The organism is Bacteroides sp. RTP21281st1_H5_RTP21281_210402 (genome assembly GCF_040918965.1).
In the GTDB taxonomy this organism is placed as follows: domain Bacteria; phylum Bacteroidota; class Bacteroidia; order Bacteroidales; family Bacteroidaceae; genus Bacteroides; species Bacteroides congonensis.
In genome coordinates, this window is the sequence record NZ_JBCOWR010000005.1 from 329,362 (window position 1) to 345,894 (window position 16,533).

The 16,533-nt window shown below is 41.0% G+C and carries 18 protein-coding genes, 2 tRNA genes and 1 pseudogene; 18 read left to right on the plus strand and 3 right to left on the minus strand.

Annotated features, from left to right (window positions below; genetic code table 11):
• Window positions 1–214 precede the first annotated feature (214 nt).
• From AB5443_RS10220 to AB5443_RS10230, 3 genes are all read left to right on the plus strand, one after another.
• The gene (locus AB5443_RS10220; protein ID WP_022138615.1) at window positions 215–475 is read left to right on the plus strand and encodes a GlsB/YeaQ/YmgE family stress response membrane protein; all 261 of its coding nucleotides are present in this window, start codon (window positions 215–217) and stop codon (window positions 473–475) included.
• A gap of 30 nt (window positions 476–505) precedes the next feature.
• Complete coding sequence (locus tag AB5443_RS10225; protein ID WP_022138614.1) at window positions 506–802, plus strand: YtxH domain-containing protein; 297 nt, start codon at window positions 506–508, stop codon at window positions 800–802.
• 77 nt (window positions 803–879) lie between these two features.
• Window positions 880–1,068, plus strand: coding sequence for a hypothetical protein (locus AB5443_RS10230; protein ID WP_022138613.1), 189 nt, complete (start codon window positions 880–882; stop codon window positions 1,066–1,068).
• 69 nt (window positions 1,069–1,137) lie between these two features.
• Here the strand turns inward: AB5443_RS10230 and AB5443_RS10235 are convergent, their stop codons facing one another.
• Window positions 1,138–2,070: a YihY/virulence factor BrkB family protein gene (locus AB5443_RS10235; RefSeq protein ID WP_022138612.1), complete on the minus strand. Its 933-nt coding sequence runs from the start codon at window positions 2,068–2,070 to the stop codon at window positions 1,138–1,140.
• Between the two features lie 187 nt (window positions 2,071–2,257).
• Between AB5443_RS10235 and AB5443_RS10240 the strand changes: the two genes are divergently transcribed.
• From AB5443_RS10240 to AB5443_RS10300, 13 genes and pseudogenes are all read left to right on the plus strand, one after another.
• On the plus strand, window positions 2,258–2,449 hold the full coding sequence (locus AB5443_RS10240; protein ID WP_022138611.1) for a hypothetical protein: 192 nt from the start codon (window positions 2,258–2,260) through the stop codon (window positions 2,447–2,449).
• Between the two features lie 155 nt (window positions 2,450–2,604).
• Window positions 2,605–3,738, plus strand: a complete 1,134-nt coding sequence (locus tag AB5443_RS10245; protein ID WP_368113981.1) for an OmpA family protein — start codon at window positions 2,605–2,607, stop codon at window positions 3,736–3,738.
• Between the two features lie 203 nt (window positions 3,739–3,941).
• On the plus strand, window positions 3,942–5,015 hold the full coding sequence (locus AB5443_RS10250; protein ID WP_022138609.1) for an STM4015 family protein: 1,074 nt from the start codon (window positions 3,942–3,944) through the stop codon (window positions 5,013–5,015).
• A gap of 5 nt (window positions 5,016–5,020) precedes the next feature.
• The gene (locus AB5443_RS10255) at window positions 5,021–6,031 is read left to right on the plus strand and encodes an STM4014 family protein (protein ID WP_022138608.1); all 1,011 of its coding nucleotides are present in this window, start codon (window positions 5,021–5,023) and stop codon (window positions 6,029–6,031) included.
• Entirely contained in the window at window positions 6,018–6,872 is an 855-nt protein-coding gene (locus AB5443_RS10260; protein WP_044654063.1) for an STM4013/SEN3800 family hydrolase, read from the plus strand. Before AB5443_RS10255 ends, AB5443_RS10260 begins: the two co-directional genes overlap by 14 nt.
• Entirely contained in the window at window positions 6,869–8,143 is a 1,275-nt protein-coding gene (locus AB5443_RS10265) for an STM4012 family radical SAM protein (RefSeq protein ID WP_277133533.1), read from the plus strand. The genes AB5443_RS10260 and AB5443_RS10265 overlap by 4 nt, the downstream gene beginning before the upstream one ends.
• Before the next feature lie 33 nt (window positions 8,144–8,176).
• The gene (locus AB5443_RS10270) at window positions 8,177–9,724 is read left to right on the plus strand and encodes an STM4011 family radical SAM protein (RefSeq protein ID WP_073343522.1); all 1,548 of its coding nucleotides are present in this window, start codon (window positions 8,177–8,179) and stop codon (window positions 9,722–9,724) included.
• Between the two features lie 94 nt (window positions 9,725–9,818).
• Window positions 9,819–10,382 carry a Crp/Fnr family transcriptional regulator gene (locus tag AB5443_RS10275; protein ID WP_073343519.1) on the plus strand — a complete coding sequence of 188 codons (564 nt, stop codon included), beginning with the start codon at window positions 9,819–9,821 and terminating at the stop codon, window positions 10,380–10,382.
• Window positions 10,383–10,469: 87 nt separating this feature from the next.
• Entirely contained in the window at window positions 10,470–10,796 is a 327-nt protein-coding gene (locus tag AB5443_RS10280) for a multidrug efflux SMR transporter (protein WP_073343516.1), read from the plus strand.
• 230 nt (window positions 10,797–11,026) lie between these two features.
• Window positions 11,027–12,391 carry an MATE family efflux transporter gene (locus AB5443_RS10285; protein ID WP_073342919.1) on the plus strand — a complete coding sequence of 455 codons (1,365 nt, stop codon included), beginning with the start codon at window positions 11,027–11,029 and terminating at the stop codon, window positions 12,389–12,391.
• A 101-nt stretch (window positions 12,392–12,492) separates the two neighbouring features.
• Window positions 12,493–12,585: pseudogene (locus tag AB5443_RS10290) on the plus strand (Crp/Fnr family transcriptional regulator); the annotation flags it as partial.
• A gap of 127 nt (window positions 12,586–12,712) precedes the next feature.
• Window positions 12,713–13,600 carry an AraC family transcriptional regulator gene (locus AB5443_RS10295; RefSeq protein ID WP_277133530.1) on the plus strand — a complete coding sequence of 296 codons (888 nt, stop codon included), beginning with the start codon at window positions 12,713–12,715 and terminating at the stop codon, window positions 13,598–13,600.
• A gap of 89 nt (window positions 13,601–13,689) precedes the next feature.
• Window positions 13,690–14,112, plus strand: a complete 423-nt coding sequence (locus tag AB5443_RS10300) for a pyridoxamine 5'-phosphate oxidase family protein (RefSeq protein WP_073342916.1) — start codon at window positions 13,690–13,692, stop codon at window positions 14,110–14,112.
• Between the two features lie 259 nt (window positions 14,113–14,371).
• Here the strand turns inward: AB5443_RS10300 and AB5443_RS10305 are convergent.
• Both AB5443_RS10305 and AB5443_RS10310 read right to left on the minus strand, forming a co-directional pair.
• Window positions 14,372–14,446: transfer RNA gene (locus AB5443_RS10305), tRNA-Asp, on the minus strand.
• A 54-nt stretch (window positions 14,447–14,500) separates the two neighbouring features.
• Window positions 14,501–14,574, minus strand: a tRNA-Asp gene (locus tag AB5443_RS10310).
• A 444-nt stretch (window positions 14,575–15,018) separates the two neighbouring features.
• Between AB5443_RS10310 and purU the strand changes: the two genes are divergently transcribed.
• Both purU and hisH read left to right on the plus strand, forming a co-directional pair.
• Window positions 15,019–15,876, plus strand: a complete 858-nt coding sequence (gene purU, locus AB5443_RS10315; protein ID WP_004297049.1) for a formyltetrahydrofolate deformylase — start codon at window positions 15,019–15,021, stop codon at window positions 15,874–15,876.
• Window positions 15,876–16,466, plus strand: coding sequence for an imidazole glycerol phosphate synthase subunit HisH (gene hisH, locus AB5443_RS10320; protein ID WP_044653158.1), 591 nt, complete (start codon window positions 15,876–15,878; stop codon window positions 16,464–16,466). Before purU ends, hisH begins: the two co-directional genes overlap by 1 nt.
• Window positions 16,467–16,533 lie beyond the last annotated feature (67 nt).

Sequence of the window (16,533 nt, forward strand, 5' to 3'; positions counted from 1 at the left end):
ATACGGAGGTTTAATTTGAGCTTTTAATCATTCTTAATATTGCTCGTAATGTTGCTAAAATATGATAAATGCAAAATATGTGTTAAAAGATAGGATTGAATTGGAACTAAATGACACTAAAAGTCGTTTTTAAATAAAATGAAAATCTTATTATAACTGGAGAAAATAGTAAACCCTTTTTTGAAATTTATATATAAACCTAAATTCTTTAATTATGAGTGTAATTTGGTACATTATCATTGGAATTGTTGCCGGTTTTTTGGCCGGTAAGATTATGAGAGGAGGAGGCTTCGGCCTTTTGATTAATCTGATTGTAGGTATTATCGGTGGTCTTTTGGGCGGCTGGGTATTCGGTTTACTAGGTATCGCTGCCGGCGGTATTCTGGGTAGTCTTATAACTTCGGTTGTGGGTGCTGTGTTGCTATTATGGATTTTATCCTTGTTTAGAAAACACCCCAGAAGCGAAGAACTCTGATTTATTAACTTTTAAAACTTAAACTTCATTATGGAAAGTGGAAAATCTAATTTTCTTATCGGACTGGGAGTCGGTTCGGTAATTGGTGCGCTGGTCTATCGTTTCTGGCATTCACCTAAAGGGAAGTGTGTGAAAGAAAAAGTAAATCATGCATTTCAGAAAGTAACCGGAGACAGTGTTAATTTGATTGATACGGTAAATGACAAGGTATTGGATGCCGGAACAAAAGTGGCTGACAAGGTAGCTGACGGAACCTTTTATGTTGCCGAAAAAGCGGATGATGTAAGAGATAAAGTCCATGCTATGGCAGATAAGGCTAAGAAATAGTTAGGGTTTTGTTGTTCTGCAATGGGAGGATAGTGTAAGTGAAAGCTATTCTCCCCTTTTACTAAAACAAATTTATTATGAAAACTAATAATTTCAATTTATGGCTTCGGCTGACAGTAGGTTCAGCTATTGGTGCAATTATATATCATTTCTCATCAGGTAGGAAGACTGAGAAATTGAGAAAAATGGTACGTATGAGAAACCAGATAAAAGAAAGTGAGAATAAGGGCGAGATATATACACTCTCGGCCAATGCCAGAAGATAAGCTGCTTGTTTGTTTGCTTGTCACCAGTTTCAGATAGATAATAATTACTACTGAAACTGGTGCTTGAAGTTAATTGACTGGTTTGTTCTCTTCACGTATTTCAATGACTCTGGTTGCCACGGCATATTCGTCCGGAAAAATCTTCCCGCCTAACTCGTTCGCCCACGCTTTCGTAAATTCCGCTCCTGTATATATGATAATGGCTGAATAATAAATCCATGTGATGAAAATAGCCATAAACGCCGCTGCTCCATATACGGTTTCTATATTTGCAAATCCGATATAAAAGGATATTCCCCATTGTCCGATTAATAATAACACGGTGGTGACAAGTGCTCCTATAAATACATCTTTGCTTTTGATTTTCGCATCCGGCAATATCTTGAATATGAGGGTGAATATAACAGTGGTTACACCTATATTAATAATCATTCCTATCGTTTTCACTAAAGATTCTGCTACATCCGGATTGTTGGTGATGAATTTGTTGCTTATATCTGTGATGAGATTGGTAATGGTAAAGGTGATGAGCAGGATAAAAGCGAAAGCAAGGATGACCGAGAAAGATAGCAATCTGTTTATGATATATTTAAGCCAACTCTTCTTGGGGACGGCTTTTATTCCCCAAATGGTATTTAGGGAACTTTGTATTTCTGCGAAAACAGTCGTAGCCCCGAAAATGGTGACACCTATGCTGATTATTGTGGCAAATGAGAATGAATCGGTTGTCTCTGCATTTTCCATAATTGCTTGAAGCGCATCAATCACTTTAGAGCCGACAATAGGTTCCAGTTGGGCGTATAACTGATTGGTGAAATCTACATTGAGTAATACTCCGATAGTAACGAGGAGTGAGAGCAGGGGGATGATTGAGAACAGGGTTGCATAAGCCAGTGACGCACTCAATCTCATGACATTGTCATCAATAAATCCTTGAAAAGTGTCTTTTACTATTTTAATGGATACAGACAACTTTTTCTTGTTTTGGGTTAAGATTTTCATTGGCATTTTCTTTATTCTAACGAACATAATAATTTATTTGTTCGGGCATTATATGGAAAATCTATCAATAGTGTCCGCATTCCTGATTTTTTTGTTAAAAGACAAATCTCAAGAAACTAACATGTGCTTTTGTTGTTTATATATTGAAATGTGATTTTCAAACTATTATTAATCAAATTGTACTGTTATGGTTGGATTTGTAATTTGGGTAGTGGGCTTGGTGCTCACTATTAAGGCGGCTTTGGAAATAGGACGCCTTTATGCACCCTGGGAAAAGAAGTTATTGGCTATTGTACTGATTCTTCTTACCAGTTGGATAGGGTTGTTTTTCTATTATTTCTATGCTAGAAGCCGTATGGCGGGTTGGCTAAGTGAATAGTTGTTAATTACCCTATAGGCGTATGAACTAATTTTTTATACGATATGTTGTTTAGTGTGAATAACAAACTTAATTATGAACTAAAAAGTTAGGCATGGAACACATAAAAACATTTCTAATGGTTTAGCATGCAAAACATTACAGTTTAAAAAAAAATGATTATGAAGAAATCTATTATTTTATTAGCTTTTGTATTGGGCGCATTTACTGCAAATGCCCAATCAGTAGTAGAAGGTACAAAGTTTACAGACAACTGGTCTGTTGAAGTAAATGCAGGAGCAATCACTCCTCTCACTCACAGCGCTTTCTTTAAGAGTATGCGTCCCGCTTTCGGAGTTGGATTCTCGAAACAATTGACTCCTATCTTCGGTTTGGGATTTCAGGGAATGGGATATATCAATACCACCCAGAGTAAAACGGCTTTCGATGCTTCGGATGTCAGCTTATTGGGTAAGGTAAATTTGATGAACCTGTTTGCAAGTTATCAAGGGCAGCCTCGTTTGTTTGAGGTAGAGGCAGTAGCCGGAATGGGATGGTTACATTATTATGTAAATGGTGACGGTGACGAAAATTCATGGTCTACCCGCTTCGGATTGAATTTCAATTTCAATCTCGGTGAATCAAAAGCGTGGACATTGGGAATCAAACCTGCTATCGTATATGATATGCAAGGTGATTATAACGAAGCGAAGAGCCGTTTCAACGCTAATAATGCAGCTTTTGAATTGACAGCCGGATTGACTTACCACTTCAAGACAAGTAACGGAACACACCACTTTGCTAAAGTGAGAGTTTACAATCAGTCGGAAATCGACGGTTTGAATTCTTCAATCAATGCTCTTCGTTCCGAAGTGAACAATAAGGATGGTGAATTGAACACTGCCAACCAACAAATCAACGGATTACAGAAAGACTTGGAAGAATGTCGCACAAAAGTAGTTCCTGTTGAAACAGTAGTAAAAACTGCCCGTGTACCTGAATCTATCATTACTTTCAGACAAGGCCGTTCATCTGTTGACGCTTCACAGCTTCCTAACGTGGAACGCGTAGCTTCTTATATGAAGAAATATCCTGAAACGAAAGTTGTGATTAAGGGATATGCTTCTCCTGAAGGTAGTGTGGAAGTCAATGCAAGAATTGCTGCTGCACGTGCTGAAGCTGTCAAGACTATCTTAGTCAATAAATACAGAATCAGTGCCTCTCGTATTACCGCTGAAGGGCAGGGTGTAGGCGATATGTTCACCGAACCGGATTGGAACCGTGTAAGTATATGTACTATTGAAGATTAAGTAGATATATTAAGATAGAATAATGGGGGCTGCTCTTTCTAAGGGCAGCCCTTGTTGTATAATTGTGAATAAATTCTTCCTGAATTACATGAAAGTTTAGCATGCGATTTCTTTGTACATAACATAAAATGGCTATTTTTGCAGACATTGTTCATGCAGGTTCAAAACTGAACGTGCAAATATCAACCATTAAAAACTGTATTATGAAGAGAGTATTCGTATTTCAAGACTTTAAATCGCAGAAATTTTGGAGTATAGATGTAGTCGGGACAGACGTTACTGTAAATTATGGTAAACTGGGAACTGACGGACAAACACAAGTGAAGAACTTCGCAACTACCGAAGAAGCCGAAAAAGCTGCCAATAAGCTGATAGCTGAAAAGACAAAGAAAGGCTATGTGGAGACAGCGGAAGAAACAGCACGCGAAATGAAAGTGGAAGCCAAGAAATTTGCGCTAAGCTACGATGAATATGATAATGGTGTTAATCTTTTGGATAAGATTTTGAAAGACAAGCACCTGTCTGACTATAAACAGATTACTATCGGTTGCTGGAATTACGAGTGTGAGGATTGCTCGGAATTACTGGAAGGAATGCTCGAACATAAAGATAAGTTTGCGCAAATAGAAGGACTGTTTTGGGGGGATATTGATCAGGAAGAACAAGAAGTTTCCTGGATTGAGCAGACAGACCTTAGTCCGTTGCTCGATGCCATGCCTAAATTAAAGGACTTGAAGATAAAAGGAACGAATAACCTGCGCCTGGGACAGACCTCACGTCCGGAATTGCGTTCACTGGAAATTATCAGTGGTGGTCTTCCTTCCGAAGTAGTGGAAGATATCATAGCTTCCGATTTTCCTAATCTGGAAAAGTTGATTCTGTATGTAGGTGTCGAAGATTATGGATTCGAGGGCGATTTAGAGATATTCCGCCCGTTATTCTCCAAAGAACGTTTCCCGAAACTAACTTATTTGGGGCTTGTCAACTCCGAAGAACAGGACAATATTGTAGAGATGTTCCTGCAATCGGATATTCTTCCCCAATTGGAAACCATGGATATTTCTGCCGGTACTCTTAAAGATGAAGGCGCTCAACTCTTACTGGATAATTTGGATAAGATTTCTCATCTGAAATTTATTGATATGAGCTATAATTACCTGAGTAAGGACATGAAGAAGAAATTGCAGGCTCTTCCTATGAAGATAGATGTTTCCGATACTCAGGATGCGGACGAGGATGATGACGAAGTATACTATTATCCGATGATTACAGAGTAAGGAGAATGCAGATAATCGTTGTCAGCAACTCTCTGTCCAAACGTGTCGAATACTTTGTCGAAGTAGGCAGACACTTGCAGACAGAGATTCGTTTTATGACTTACGAAGAACTTTTTAACTGCTTGCCGTTGCTGCGGCAGGCAGTTATCAAACTGGAGCCTTGGGTAAGCAGTGAAACTGATTTTCTGAAATATGCTTTGTCAAATCAGGAATATAAGGAGACATTAAGACGTCTGGGTGGGATAAGACTATCTGGTGATGTGCATTTTTTGAATACTCCCCATGCATTATTGCGTGCTCTCGATAAGCGGGAAACCAAACGGGTACTATCGGATAGGGGGCTGAAAGTGACTCCGATGTTACCTTCTCCACAGTCTTTCGATGAATTGCGGCAACTTCTTGCCGGTTGTAGCAGGGGATGTTTTCTGAAACCCCGTTATGGTTCGGGAGCGGGTGGCATTATGGCTGTCCGCTATCAGCCCGGCCGGAAGAAATGGGTGGTTTATACTACGCTGCAACAAGTGGACGGAGTGATTCATAATACCAAACGGATTCATCGTTTGAGTACGGAAAAAGAGATTGTCCCGTTGGCGGAAGCTGTGATACAAACGGAAGCCATATTGGAAGAATGGATTCCTAAAGAACAGTTGCAGGGAGAGAATTATGACCTTCGGGTAGTGTGCCGGGAAGCTGAAATAGATTATATAGTAGTGAGATGCAGTAAAGGAAGCATTACCAATCTGCATCTGAACAACAACGCACGTCTGTGGAGCGAATTGTCCTTATCGGAAGAAGTGCGACAACAGGTCTTTTATCAGTGCCGGGAAGCCGTCCGGACGTTGGATTTGCAATATGCCGGAGTAGACGTACTGATAGAAAGAGGAACAGATACACCTTATATAATAGAAGTCAACGGGCAAGGCGATCATGTTTACCAGGATATGTTCGACCGTAATTCTATATATACCCAACAAATAAGAACTATAAAAAAGAACTATAATCATGCAAATAGATGAACTACCGGCTGGAGAACAGAATCAATATCCGGATTTGGATATGAATCAGGTGGTGGGTACTCATGATATACTGATGCTTTGCTTTGATACTTTACGCTATGATGTCAGTAAGGAAGAAGAAGCTGCCGGACGAACGCCTGTGCTGAACAGTCACGGCGGAGAATGGGAAAAGCGGCACGCTCCGGGAAATTTCACGTATCCATCCCACTTTGCCATCTTTGCCGGGTTTCTGCCTTCTCCGGCGGAACCTCATTTGCTGCGAAGCCGTAAATGGTTGTTTTTCCCTGTGCAGGCAGGGACAGGACGTATCCCGCCCAAAGGAAGCTACCCCTTTACGGAAGCTACATTTGTGCAGAGCCTTGCCAATATCGGATATGAAACGATTTGCATAGGCGGCGTGAATTTCTTTAGTAAACGCAATGAACTGGGACGTGTATTCCCCGGCTATTTTACAAAAAGTTATTGGTTGCCTACCTTTGGCTGCACTGCCATTGACAGTACGGAAACTCAGATAGACTTTGCGCTCAGGAAACTTGAAAACTATCCTGCGGACAAACGGATTTTTATGTATATCAACTTCTCTGCCATCCATTACCCGAACTGTCATTACGTGAACGGTAAAGTGAAGGATGACAAAGAATCGCATGCCGCTGCACTGCAATATATAGACGGCCAGTTGCCCCGTTTGTTTGAAGCTTTTCAGAAGCGGGCTGATACGCTGACGATTGCCCTTTCCGACCACGGCACTTGTTATGGCGAGGATGGATATGAATATCATTGTATCTCCCACGAAACAGTTTACACAGTCCCTTACAAACACTTTATCTTACCGAAAAAATGAATCAACCGTTATCACGATATGTAGATTATATGTATAGCTATCCACATAAAACTGCTTATCGTCCTTTTTCGTCTCCGGTTTCGCTGTTTCCTTATCTGGAACAAGTGGAAGGGAGAAATGCGTCTCTTTATTTTCATATTCCTTTTTGCAGTCATAAATGTGGCTACTGCAATCTGTTTTCTCTGCAAACGAATCGTGGGGAATATATCACGGCTTATTTGAATACGCTTCGTAGGCAGGCACAACAATTGGCGCCACTCACTGCCGGACTGACATTGGACAGTTTTGCTATCGGTGGTGGTACGCCATTACTTCTCACTGTTCCCCAACTGGAGTTTCTTTTGGATACTGCCGCATTATTTGGCGTGCATCCGTCCAATGCTTTCACTTCTATAGAAACGTCACCCGAATATGCTGATACGGCTCGTTTGAATTTATTAAAACAGGCAGGCGTAGCTCGTGTAAGTATTGGTATACAAAGTTTCCAGGATAAAGAACTGATAGCTTTGAAAAGACGTCCCCGACAGGATTCTATCTGCCAGGCGCTTAACGCTATTCAGAAAATGGACTTTCCATATTTTAATATTGACCTGATTTATGGAATCAAAGGACAAACTGTCGAAAGTTTCCTCTATTCATTGGAAAAAGCGCTCCGGTTCCAGCCGAACGAACTGTTTATTTATCCGCTATATGTGCGTCAAGGTACGGGTATTACCGAACGGGAACCGGATGATGTCTGTTTCCGAATGTATCGCGCTGCCTGCGAGTTATTGCAAGCAAAAGGCTTTCTGCAAACATCCATGCGGCGTTTTATTCATCATCCGTCCACTGACGCGGAAGTCTCATGTGGCGACGAAGTAATGCTTTCGTGCGGGTCGGGCGGACGCAGCTATTTGGGTGATTTACACTATGCCACCCGATATACTGTCTGTCAGCAATGCATTGCCCGCGAGATAGACGAATATATGGCAACCACTGACTTCACCGTAGCCCGGAACGGATTTATCCTTTCCGCAAAAGAACAACAGCAGCGTTTTATCATCAAGAATCTGATGTATTATACGGGGATTGACAAAGCTGAATATACCCGGCGTTTTGGAGAATCGCTTGACAGGATTCCGTTATTTCGCGAACTGGCGGAACAGCACTGGATAGAGGAAACTCCCGAATGTATCCGGCTGACTTCCGAAGGACTGGGTTATTCCGATTATATCGGTCAGTTATTTATCCCCTTGGGAATCAGACAACTAATGGAGACTTATTCTTACTGAATGAAAATTGAGTGAAATTAGAATGAAATGACAATGGAAAATGAAGGCTCGTTACTTTCCGTCCGACGTATTTACTATCGGGGCAAATTGAATAGTTGTAATTACACTTGTTCTTATTGTCCCTTCGGCAAGAAGTCTCATCCTACATCTACGACGCAGGACAAACAGGCATGGAACCGATTTATTACCGCTATTGAGCAATGGAAAGGAGAGTCTTTGCAACTATTTATCATTCCCTATGGGGAAGCACTCATACATCGGTATTACAGGGAAGGAATAATGCAGCTTGCGGCATTGCCGCAAGTTGCCGGAATTTCCTGTCAGACTAATCTTTCTTTTCCTGCCGACGAATGGCTGGATGAACTCCGGGCAACTCCGGCATTGAGAGGTAAGATAAAGATTTGGGCTAGCTTTCACCCGGAAATGACTTCGGTAGAGAAATTTGTCCGGCAACTTCATACGCTCCATAATGCAGCAATACAAGTCTGTGCCGGAGCTGTCGGCAATCCGTCGGTAAAAAATACACTTGCTGATTTGCGAGATGCTCTCATGCCGGATATTTATCTGTTTATTAATGCCATGCAGGGACTAAAGTCCCCGTTGAGCGATGAAGATATTCGTTTTTTCACTCAATTGGATAATCTTTTCAAGTATGATTTGCGAAACGCTCCGGCTCAATGGGAGAATTGTTCAGGGGGAAGAAGTGCTTGTTTCATTGACTGGAAAGGGGATATCTTTGCCTGTCCTAGAAGTAAGGTGAAGATAGGCAATCTTTATCAGAGTCAAAAAACGGGTCAGAATCAAAAGTTGGATACCTCGCTTCCTTGTCAGAGGAAAGTTTGTGATTGTTACATTGCTTTCAGTAATTTGACTAATCATCCTTTGCATGACATACTGGGCAAAGGTACATTTTGGCGGATACCGGATAAGTCCTTGATTACTGCCGTTTTTTTTGATGTGGACGGAACATTGACCGATGTACAAGGGAAAGTCCCGGAAAGTTATGCTAATACCTTACGATATATGGCGCAATCTGTCCCATTATATCTGGCTACTTCTTTATCTATGGAACAGGCACGGAGAAAATTAGGAAAGACTCTTTTTAGCCTGTTCAAAGGTGGAGCATTTGCAGACGGTGGATTATTGTTGTATGACGGGCAGAACCGATGTTTACCGGTTGAATTACTACCGGATGTAAACGGGGAATCCGCAAAGATAACGGCGTATAGCTATGAAGGCCAAGTCTATAAGTATAGCATGCTGGTTTATGAGAAAGAACAGAGGGAGAACATTCTTTCCCAGTTAAAAGCAAAACCTTATCAGGTATTTTATAAACCACCCCTTATCACAGTTGTACATAAAGAAGCCGGCAAAAAGAAAGGAGTGCTCCATATATGTAAAGTTTTAGCTTTCCCTCTGGAGCAAGTATTGATTGTCGGCAACTCGCAGAAAGATTGGGAAATGATGTCGGCAGTGCCCCATTCTTGTGCAGTGATGAATTCCGAACCGTTTTTGAAAGAACATGCCCGCTACACGTTGAATCCCGACCGCCTGCCTGCTTTCTTCCGTTTCCGGAAATAGAAAAACGGATAAAGTTATTGTATATCAATTTAAAGTGATTATTTTCGCAGCCTACGTTATCTAAAAAACGCATCGAAATAAAGAACCTATGGATATAGACATTTATGACATCATTGATAATATCTACAAACTGCCGCTTGCATCCAAGGAAGCCCTGTTGAATAAAGCAACGGAAGTAACCTATCCTAAAGGTTTTCATCTGTTTCTGGCAAACCGTAAAAGTTCCAAGTTCTATCTGATGAAAAAAGGAATGTTGCATGCATATACCTATAAATCGGACAAGAAAGTGACATTCTGGTTCGGAAAAGAGGGCGACGCTATTTTTCCTTTGCAGACCCTTTATAATAATCAGGCGGGATATGAGAATATAGAACTACTGGAAGACAGTGTGCTGTATGAATTGAGTGTCGATAAACTGCACGACCTCTATCTGGCAGACATACATATAGCCAACTGGGGACGGAAGTTTGCCGAAAGGGAGTGCATCAAATCAGAACAACTCTTTATATCGCGGCAGTTCAAGACCTCATTGGAACGGTATCAGGATTTGATTGCTGATTACCCGGACATACTTCAACGTGTACCATTAGGAATTATTTCTTCCTATTTAGGAATCTCCCAAGTTAGCCTAAGCAGAATCAGGGCGAAGATAAGATGATTTTTTATCAAATGTAAAATCCCTTTTTTACAAATGTAAAATAGAGGCTGCCGGAAATTCATGACCTTTGCAAATAAAAAAGATGTTATGAATTGGATTCTTTTGATTTTGGCAGGTTGCCTTGAGCTGGTGTTTACTTTCTGTCTGGGAAAGATAAACAGGGTATTCGGAATGGAGAAATATGTGTGGTCATTCGTACTCTTGGTATCCTTATGCGTGAGTATGCTGCTTCTGATAAAGGTGACCAAGACGTTGCCGGTCGGTACGGCTTATGTGATATGGACAGGCATCGGTGCGGCAGGCACGGTATTAATCGGCATTTTCTTCTTTAAAGAACCTGCAAGTGTAGGACGGTTGTTCTTTATCTTCACACTGATTTGCTCCATTATCGGGTTGAAATTGGTATCACATTGATACCCGATTGTATCCTGAAAAAATAAAGTACAGCTATAATTTGGTAGTTATGAAAACAAAGCCCATATTTGCAGCCCGAAAATAGGGACAGGCATAAAAATCCTCATCGGAGGGTGCTATAATAGATAATTATAGTGCTGGATAAGATGAATGGTGCAAATCATTCGCTTGTCCGGTACTATTTTTTTATTGTAACAATTTAAGATAAGAGGTAAAGTATCGAAGAAACTATGAAAGAGTTGAATTTGACACAAGGGAGCGTTCCGAAAGTATTGCTGCAATTTGCAGTACCTTTCCTTATTGCCAATGTACTTCAGGCACTTTATGGCGGGGCGGACTTGTTTGTAGTGGGGCAATATGATGATTCTGCCAGTGTGGCGGCTGTGGCTATCGGCAGCCAGGTGATGCAGACGATTACAGGTATCATCCTTGGTATTACGACGGGGACAACCGTATTGATTGCTATTGCTACCGGAGCAAAGGATAATAGGAAAGTGGCGTCTACAATCGGTTCTTCCGTATGGCTGTTTTCAATCGTAGGTGTTTTGCTGACTTTGGTCATGGTCGTGTTTCACGGGCAGATAGCCGAACTGATGCATACGCCTGCGGAAGCAATGGCTGATACGAAAAGTTATATTCTGGTATGTTCGGCAGGTATTTTATTCATTATTGGGTATAACGTAGTGTGTGGTATCCTGCGTGGACTGGGCGACTCTAAAACGCCGCTTTATTTTGTAGGACTGGCGTGTGTGATTAATATTGTCCTCGACTTTATCTTGGTCGGCTATTTCCATTTGGGGGCTACGGGAGCTGCATTGGCTACCATAACGGCACAGGGAGTGAGTTTTGTCATCTCGCTTTGGTTCTTATACCGGCATGGATTCCATTTCGAGTTTGCACGGAAGGATATCCGGCTTAACAAGAACTTATCCAAAAAGATTATGGTGTTGGGAGCACCCATTGCATTGCAGGACGCGTTAATCAATGTCTCATTCTTGATTATAACGGTCATTGTCAATCAAATGGGGGTTATTGCGTCGGCGTCTTTGGGTGTTGTGGAAAAAATAATCGTCTTTGCAATGCTACCGCCAATGGCGATATCATCGGCGGTGGCAACCATGACGGCGCAGAATTACGGTGCGGGACTGATACAGCGCATGAACAAATGCCTGGCTTCGGGCATTGGGATTGCTCTTGTTTTCGGTGTATCGGTTTGTGTGTATTCCCAATTACTGCCGGAGACGCTTACCGCATTCTTTTCCAAAGATGCGGCGGTAGTGGCAATGGCGGCGGAGTATTTGCGGGGGTATAGTATCGACTGTATCATTGTAAGTTTTGTGTTCTGCATCAATTCTTACTTCAGCGGACAGGGAAACTCATTGTTCCCGATGATTCACAGTCTGATAGCAACCTTCCTGTTCCGTATTCCGTTGTCGTACTGGTTTAGTCAGATAGACAGTTCCTCGTTGTTTCTCATGGGTTTTGCTCCGCCCTTGTCGACGGTGGTTTCGTTGTTGATTTGTATTTGGTATTTGCGATATAACCAAAAGAGAATGTACTCGAAAGGCACTGTAATGCCTGCTATATCGAATTAAGTATTTTCTAAGTGACATATATTAACTAAAATCAATTTGTATGGAAGCTTATTTGAAGAAACTCTATTTTGAGTATCAGGTGGAAGAAAAAGAAGTGAAAGAGCTGTTTATACAGAGTACCTCTGAAGTATATTACTCATTATTTGGGGGCTGATGTGACAAGCTTGGGGTATTTGGCGGGAAGCCAGAAATAAGAAAGCGTTTAGTTATTTATACTTTTAAAGATATTCCTTATCAAATAGTCTATTGTTGTTTTCATTTATTTCTAAAGTGAAAAAGCCTTGGATTATTTGATAAGGAATATTATTTTTGTACTCTATAATGAAGAACTCGATTCCCCGATATACTTTCCATAAAAATAAGTATGGCAGTGAACTTTTGATGGATGTCGTAGAGCTGAAATATGTGAAGAAGTTCCTGGCTGAAAGTTCCGTCCATACGCTGACTTATTATGACATTACTTTTATAACGGAAGGAGAGGGGAGTTTTTCAATTGACAACCGTAGCTATGAGGCTTTCCCCCAAGATGTGTTTTTCTCTAAAGCGGGGGAAATTCGGAACTGGGATACGCATCACATAACAAACGGATATGCTTTGATTTTTGAGGATGAGTTTTTGTCTTCCCTCTTTAGCGATTCTATGTTTGTCCGGCATCTTGCATTTTTCAAACCGGAAAAGATATCAGCCAAACTGCGTCTTCCGGACGAACTTTATATGCGTGTCCTTCAAGTCTTGCACAATATTAAAACGGAGATTGACTCTTACAAACAGAATGATAATGATGTACATGTTTTGAGGGCATTGCTTTATGAAGTTCTGATGCTGTTGGAACGGGCTTATCAGAAGGCGATTTCAAACGAGGAAATCACCACAGATAAAGAAATCAATAATACTCATATAGACAGATTCATCCATTTGGTTGGAACTCATTTGAAGGAACAACATTCTGTTCGGTTTTATGCGGAAAAACTTTGCATCACTCCCAATTACCTGAATGAAATCATAACTTCGGCAATGGGGCTTAGTGCAAAGCAATACATTCAGAATAAAGTGATAGATGAAGCTAAAAGGTTGCTTGCTTATACAGATGCTCCGATATCGGATATTGCGTTTGAACTTCATTTCTCGACGGTTTCTTATTTTATCCGCTGCTTCCGGCAACATACGGGAGAAACGCCGTTACTCTACCGGAAAAAGTATAAACCGTAAAAAGTACTATTTCTCCCTTTCTTTTTATTGCACCAGCTCTACTCAATATCCTTACTTTTGCATCAAATAATAACCGATTAAATTATTAAATGATGAGAGACGCAGAAAAAACGGTAGGAAACATGATTGACAAGCAGAAAACAGCCTTTATCGGTTCCATAGACAGCGAAGGATTTCCCAATATTAAAGCTATGTTGCAACCCCGGAAAAGGGAAGGGATAAAAACGATTTATCTGACAACGAATACTTCGTCAATGCGTGTTGGGCAATACCGGGAGAACAATCATGCCTGTATTTACTTTTGTGATAACCGCTTCTTTCGGGGAGTAATGTTGCGCGGCACAATGGAAGTGTTGACAGACAGTGCCAGTAAAGAGATGATATGGCAGGAAGGTGATACAATGTATTATCCCGAAGGAGTCACCGACCCCGACTATTGTGTGTTGAAATTTACGGCAACTTCCGGTAGGTTTTATAGTAATTTCAAGTCGGAAAGCTTTATCGTAGGGTAGACTCATGGTACATAAGGGAAGCTGAGAAGCAGGGATTTTCCGAACTGGTGGTATGGTATTGTACACATGGAGGAAGCCGTTTCTCACAAGCAGGGTTGCGGGATGAATCCATTTTTATAAATACATATTATATTTACCTTTGAAAAGTAGGAGTTGACAGAACGTTTTGGCGGAAAAGATAATAAAAAACACTCGAAAAAGCCATTAATGGTACTTTTCGGGTGTCCTTTTGTAACTACCTTATAATAAGGATTTATTGCGGTGCGTACGGGGACTCGAACCCGTGACCCCATGCGTGACAGGCATGTATTCTAACCAACTGAACTAACGCACCAAATTTTAATTGGATTAACTCATTTCTATTCTCTCTGCTTCTTAATGAAAGAAGCGGTGCGTACGGGACTCGAACCCGTGACCCCATGCGTGACAGGCATGTATTCTAACCAACTGAACTAACGCACCAGAATTTCAATTTGTCAATTCGCATCTCTCTCGATTGCGGGTGCAAAGGTAGTTGTTTTTTGTAAATCTGCAAGCGTTTTGAGAAAAGATTTTTTCAAGAAAAAACGGAAAAAAGGCTTAGTGTCTCATTTTGAGTACTTTTGTAATGAAAAAAAATATTGTTTTTTCTTCTCTTCGGATAGTGACGCTATCCGGTTGTCATAGTGACGCCATCACGATAGGATAGCGTCACTATCCGAAGGTGATAGCGTCACTATCCTAAAGTTTGTCATTCTTTCCATAGGAAATAACTCTCAATATCTTTCTATCTGTAAGAAATCACCGTTTTTATATCAACTTTCTGCTTGAATAATTCGTAATTTTGCAATAAATCGTTATTTTTGCGGACTAAAATTAGGGAGGTGGAGAATATTCCTCCCCCGGAATCGTAAATCAGTAAAAAGAATGATGACAACAGCCAAACTGTTATTGCACTGTCCCGACAAACCGGGAATCCTTGCGGAAGTGACAGACTTTATTACGGTAAACAAAGGAAATATTATCTATTTGGATCAATATGTAGACCATGTGGAGAACATATTCTTCATGCGTATTGAATGGGAATTGAAAGACTTCTTAGTTCCCCAGGAAAAGATTGAAGATTATTTCAGGACACTCTACGGTCAAAAGTATGAAATGGATTTCCGACTTTATTTCTCGGATGTGAAACCGCGTATGGCTATTTTCGTTTCCAAACTATCTCATTGTCTTTTCGATATGTTGGCTCGTTACACTGCAGGCGAATGGAATGTGGAGATACCTCTTATTATAAGTAATCATCCCGATTTGCAGCACGTGGCCGAACGTTTCGGTATCCCTTTCTATCTGTTTCCTATTACAAAAGAGACAAAAGAAGAACAGGAACGCAAAGAAATGGAACTGCTTGCCAAACATAAGATTACATTTATCGTACTGGCACGCTATATGCAAGTAATCTCCGAACAGATGATTAATGCTTATCCGAATAAGATAATCAATATCCATCACTCTTTCCTTCCTGCGTTCGTAGGGGCGAAACCTTACCATGCAGCCTTCCAAAGAGGTGTGAAGATTATCGGAGCGACCAGCCATTACGTGACAACAGAGTTGGATGCAGGCCCAATCATCGAACAGGACGTAGTACGCATCACCCATAAAGATGCCATTGAAGACCTGGTAAATAAAGGAAAAGACCTTGAAAAAATCGTTCTTTCCCGTGCGGTACAGAAGCACATTGAACGCAAAGTCTTGGCTTATAAAAATAAAACAGTAATATTCAGCTAATGAAAGTAGCAGTCGTAAAATATAATGCCGGCAATATCCGTTCTGTGGATTATGCTTTGAAGCGGTTGGGGGTGGAAGCGGTGATTACTGCTGATAAAGAAGAACTCCAATCGGCAGATAAAGTAATTTTCCCCGGAGTGGGAGAGGCGGAAACTACCATGAACCACTTGAAGGCGACAGGACTGGACGAATTGATAAAGAACCTGCGGCAGCCTGTATTCGGAATCTGTCTCGGTATGCAATTAATGTGCCGTTATTCCGAAGAAGGGGGAGTGGACTGTTTTAATATCTTCGATGTAGACGTGAAACGTTTTGTTCCACAGAAACATGAAGATAAAGTACCGCATATGGGTTGGAATACCATCGTAGATACGAATAGCAAACTCTTCGAAGGATTCACCGAAGAAGAATTTGTCTACTTCGTGCATAGTTTCTATGTTCCGACTTGTGAATTTACTGCCGCTACGACCGATTACATTCATCCGTTCAGCGCAGCGTTGCACAAAGATAATTTTTACGCTACCCAGTTCCATCCGGAAAAGAGTGGCAAGACAGGAGAGAAGATTCTGACGAATTTCCTGAACCTATAATAAACTATGTTGCCGTTTATAATAAACTCCACCATAATTTATAATAAACTCGTTCGTAGTTTATAAT

Coding starts and splice junctions, on each gene's coding strand:
- AB5443_RS10220 (WP_022138615.1), top strand. CDS start 215: ATGAGTGTAATTTGGTACATTATCATTGGAATTGTTGCCGGTTTTTTG.
- AB5443_RS10225 (WP_022138614.1), top strand. CDS start 506: ATGGAAAGTGGAAAATCTAATTTTCTTATCGGACTGGGAGTCGGTTCG.
- AB5443_RS10230 (WP_022138613.1), top strand. CDS start 880: ATGAAAACTAATAATTTCAATTTATGGCTTCGGCTGACAGTAGGTTCA.
- AB5443_RS10235 (WP_022138612.1), bottom strand. CDS start 2,070: ATGAAAATCTTAACCCAAAACAAGAAAAAGTTGTCTGTATCCATTAAA.
- AB5443_RS10240 (WP_022138611.1), top strand. CDS start 2,258: ATGGTTGGATTTGTAATTTGGGTAGTGGGCTTGGTGCTCACTATTAAG.
- AB5443_RS10245 (WP_368113981.1), top strand. CDS start 2,605: ATGATTATGAAGAAATCTATTATTTTATTAGCTTTTGTATTGGGCGCA.
- AB5443_RS10250 (WP_022138609.1), top strand. CDS start 3,942: ATGAAGAGAGTATTCGTATTTCAAGACTTTAAATCGCAGAAATTTTGG.
- AB5443_RS10255 (WP_022138608.1), top strand. CDS start 5,021: ATGCAGATAATCGTTGTCAGCAACTCTCTGTCCAAACGTGTCGAATAC.
- AB5443_RS10260 (WP_044654063.1), top strand. CDS start 6,018: ATGCAAATAGATGAACTACCGGCTGGAGAACAGAATCAATATCCGGAT.
- AB5443_RS10265 (WP_277133533.1), top strand. CDS start 6,869: ATGAATCAACCGTTATCACGATATGTAGATTATATGTATAGCTATCCA.
- AB5443_RS10270 (WP_073343522.1), top strand. CDS start 8,177: ATGGAAAATGAAGGCTCGTTACTTTCCGTCCGACGTATTTACTATCGG.
- AB5443_RS10280 (WP_073343516.1), top strand. CDS start 10,470: ATGAATTGGATTCTTTTGATTTTGGCAGGTTGCCTTGAGCTGGTGTTT.
- AB5443_RS10285 (WP_073342919.1), top strand. CDS start 11,027: ATGAAAGAGTTGAATTTGACACAAGGGAGCGTTCCGAAAGTATTGCTG.
- AB5443_RS10295 (WP_277133530.1), top strand. CDS start 12,713: ATGAAGAACTCGATTCCCCGATATACTTTCCATAAAAATAAGTATGGC.
- AB5443_RS10300 (WP_073342916.1), top strand. CDS start 13,690: ATGATGAGAGACGCAGAAAAAACGGTAGGAAACATGATTGACAAGCAG.
- purU (WP_004297049.1), top strand. CDS start 15,019: ATGATGACAACAGCCAAACTGTTATTGCACTGTCCCGACAAACCGGGA.
- hisH (WP_044653158.1), top strand. CDS start 15,876: ATGAAAGTAGCAGTCGTAAAATATAATGCCGGCAATATCCGTTCTGTG.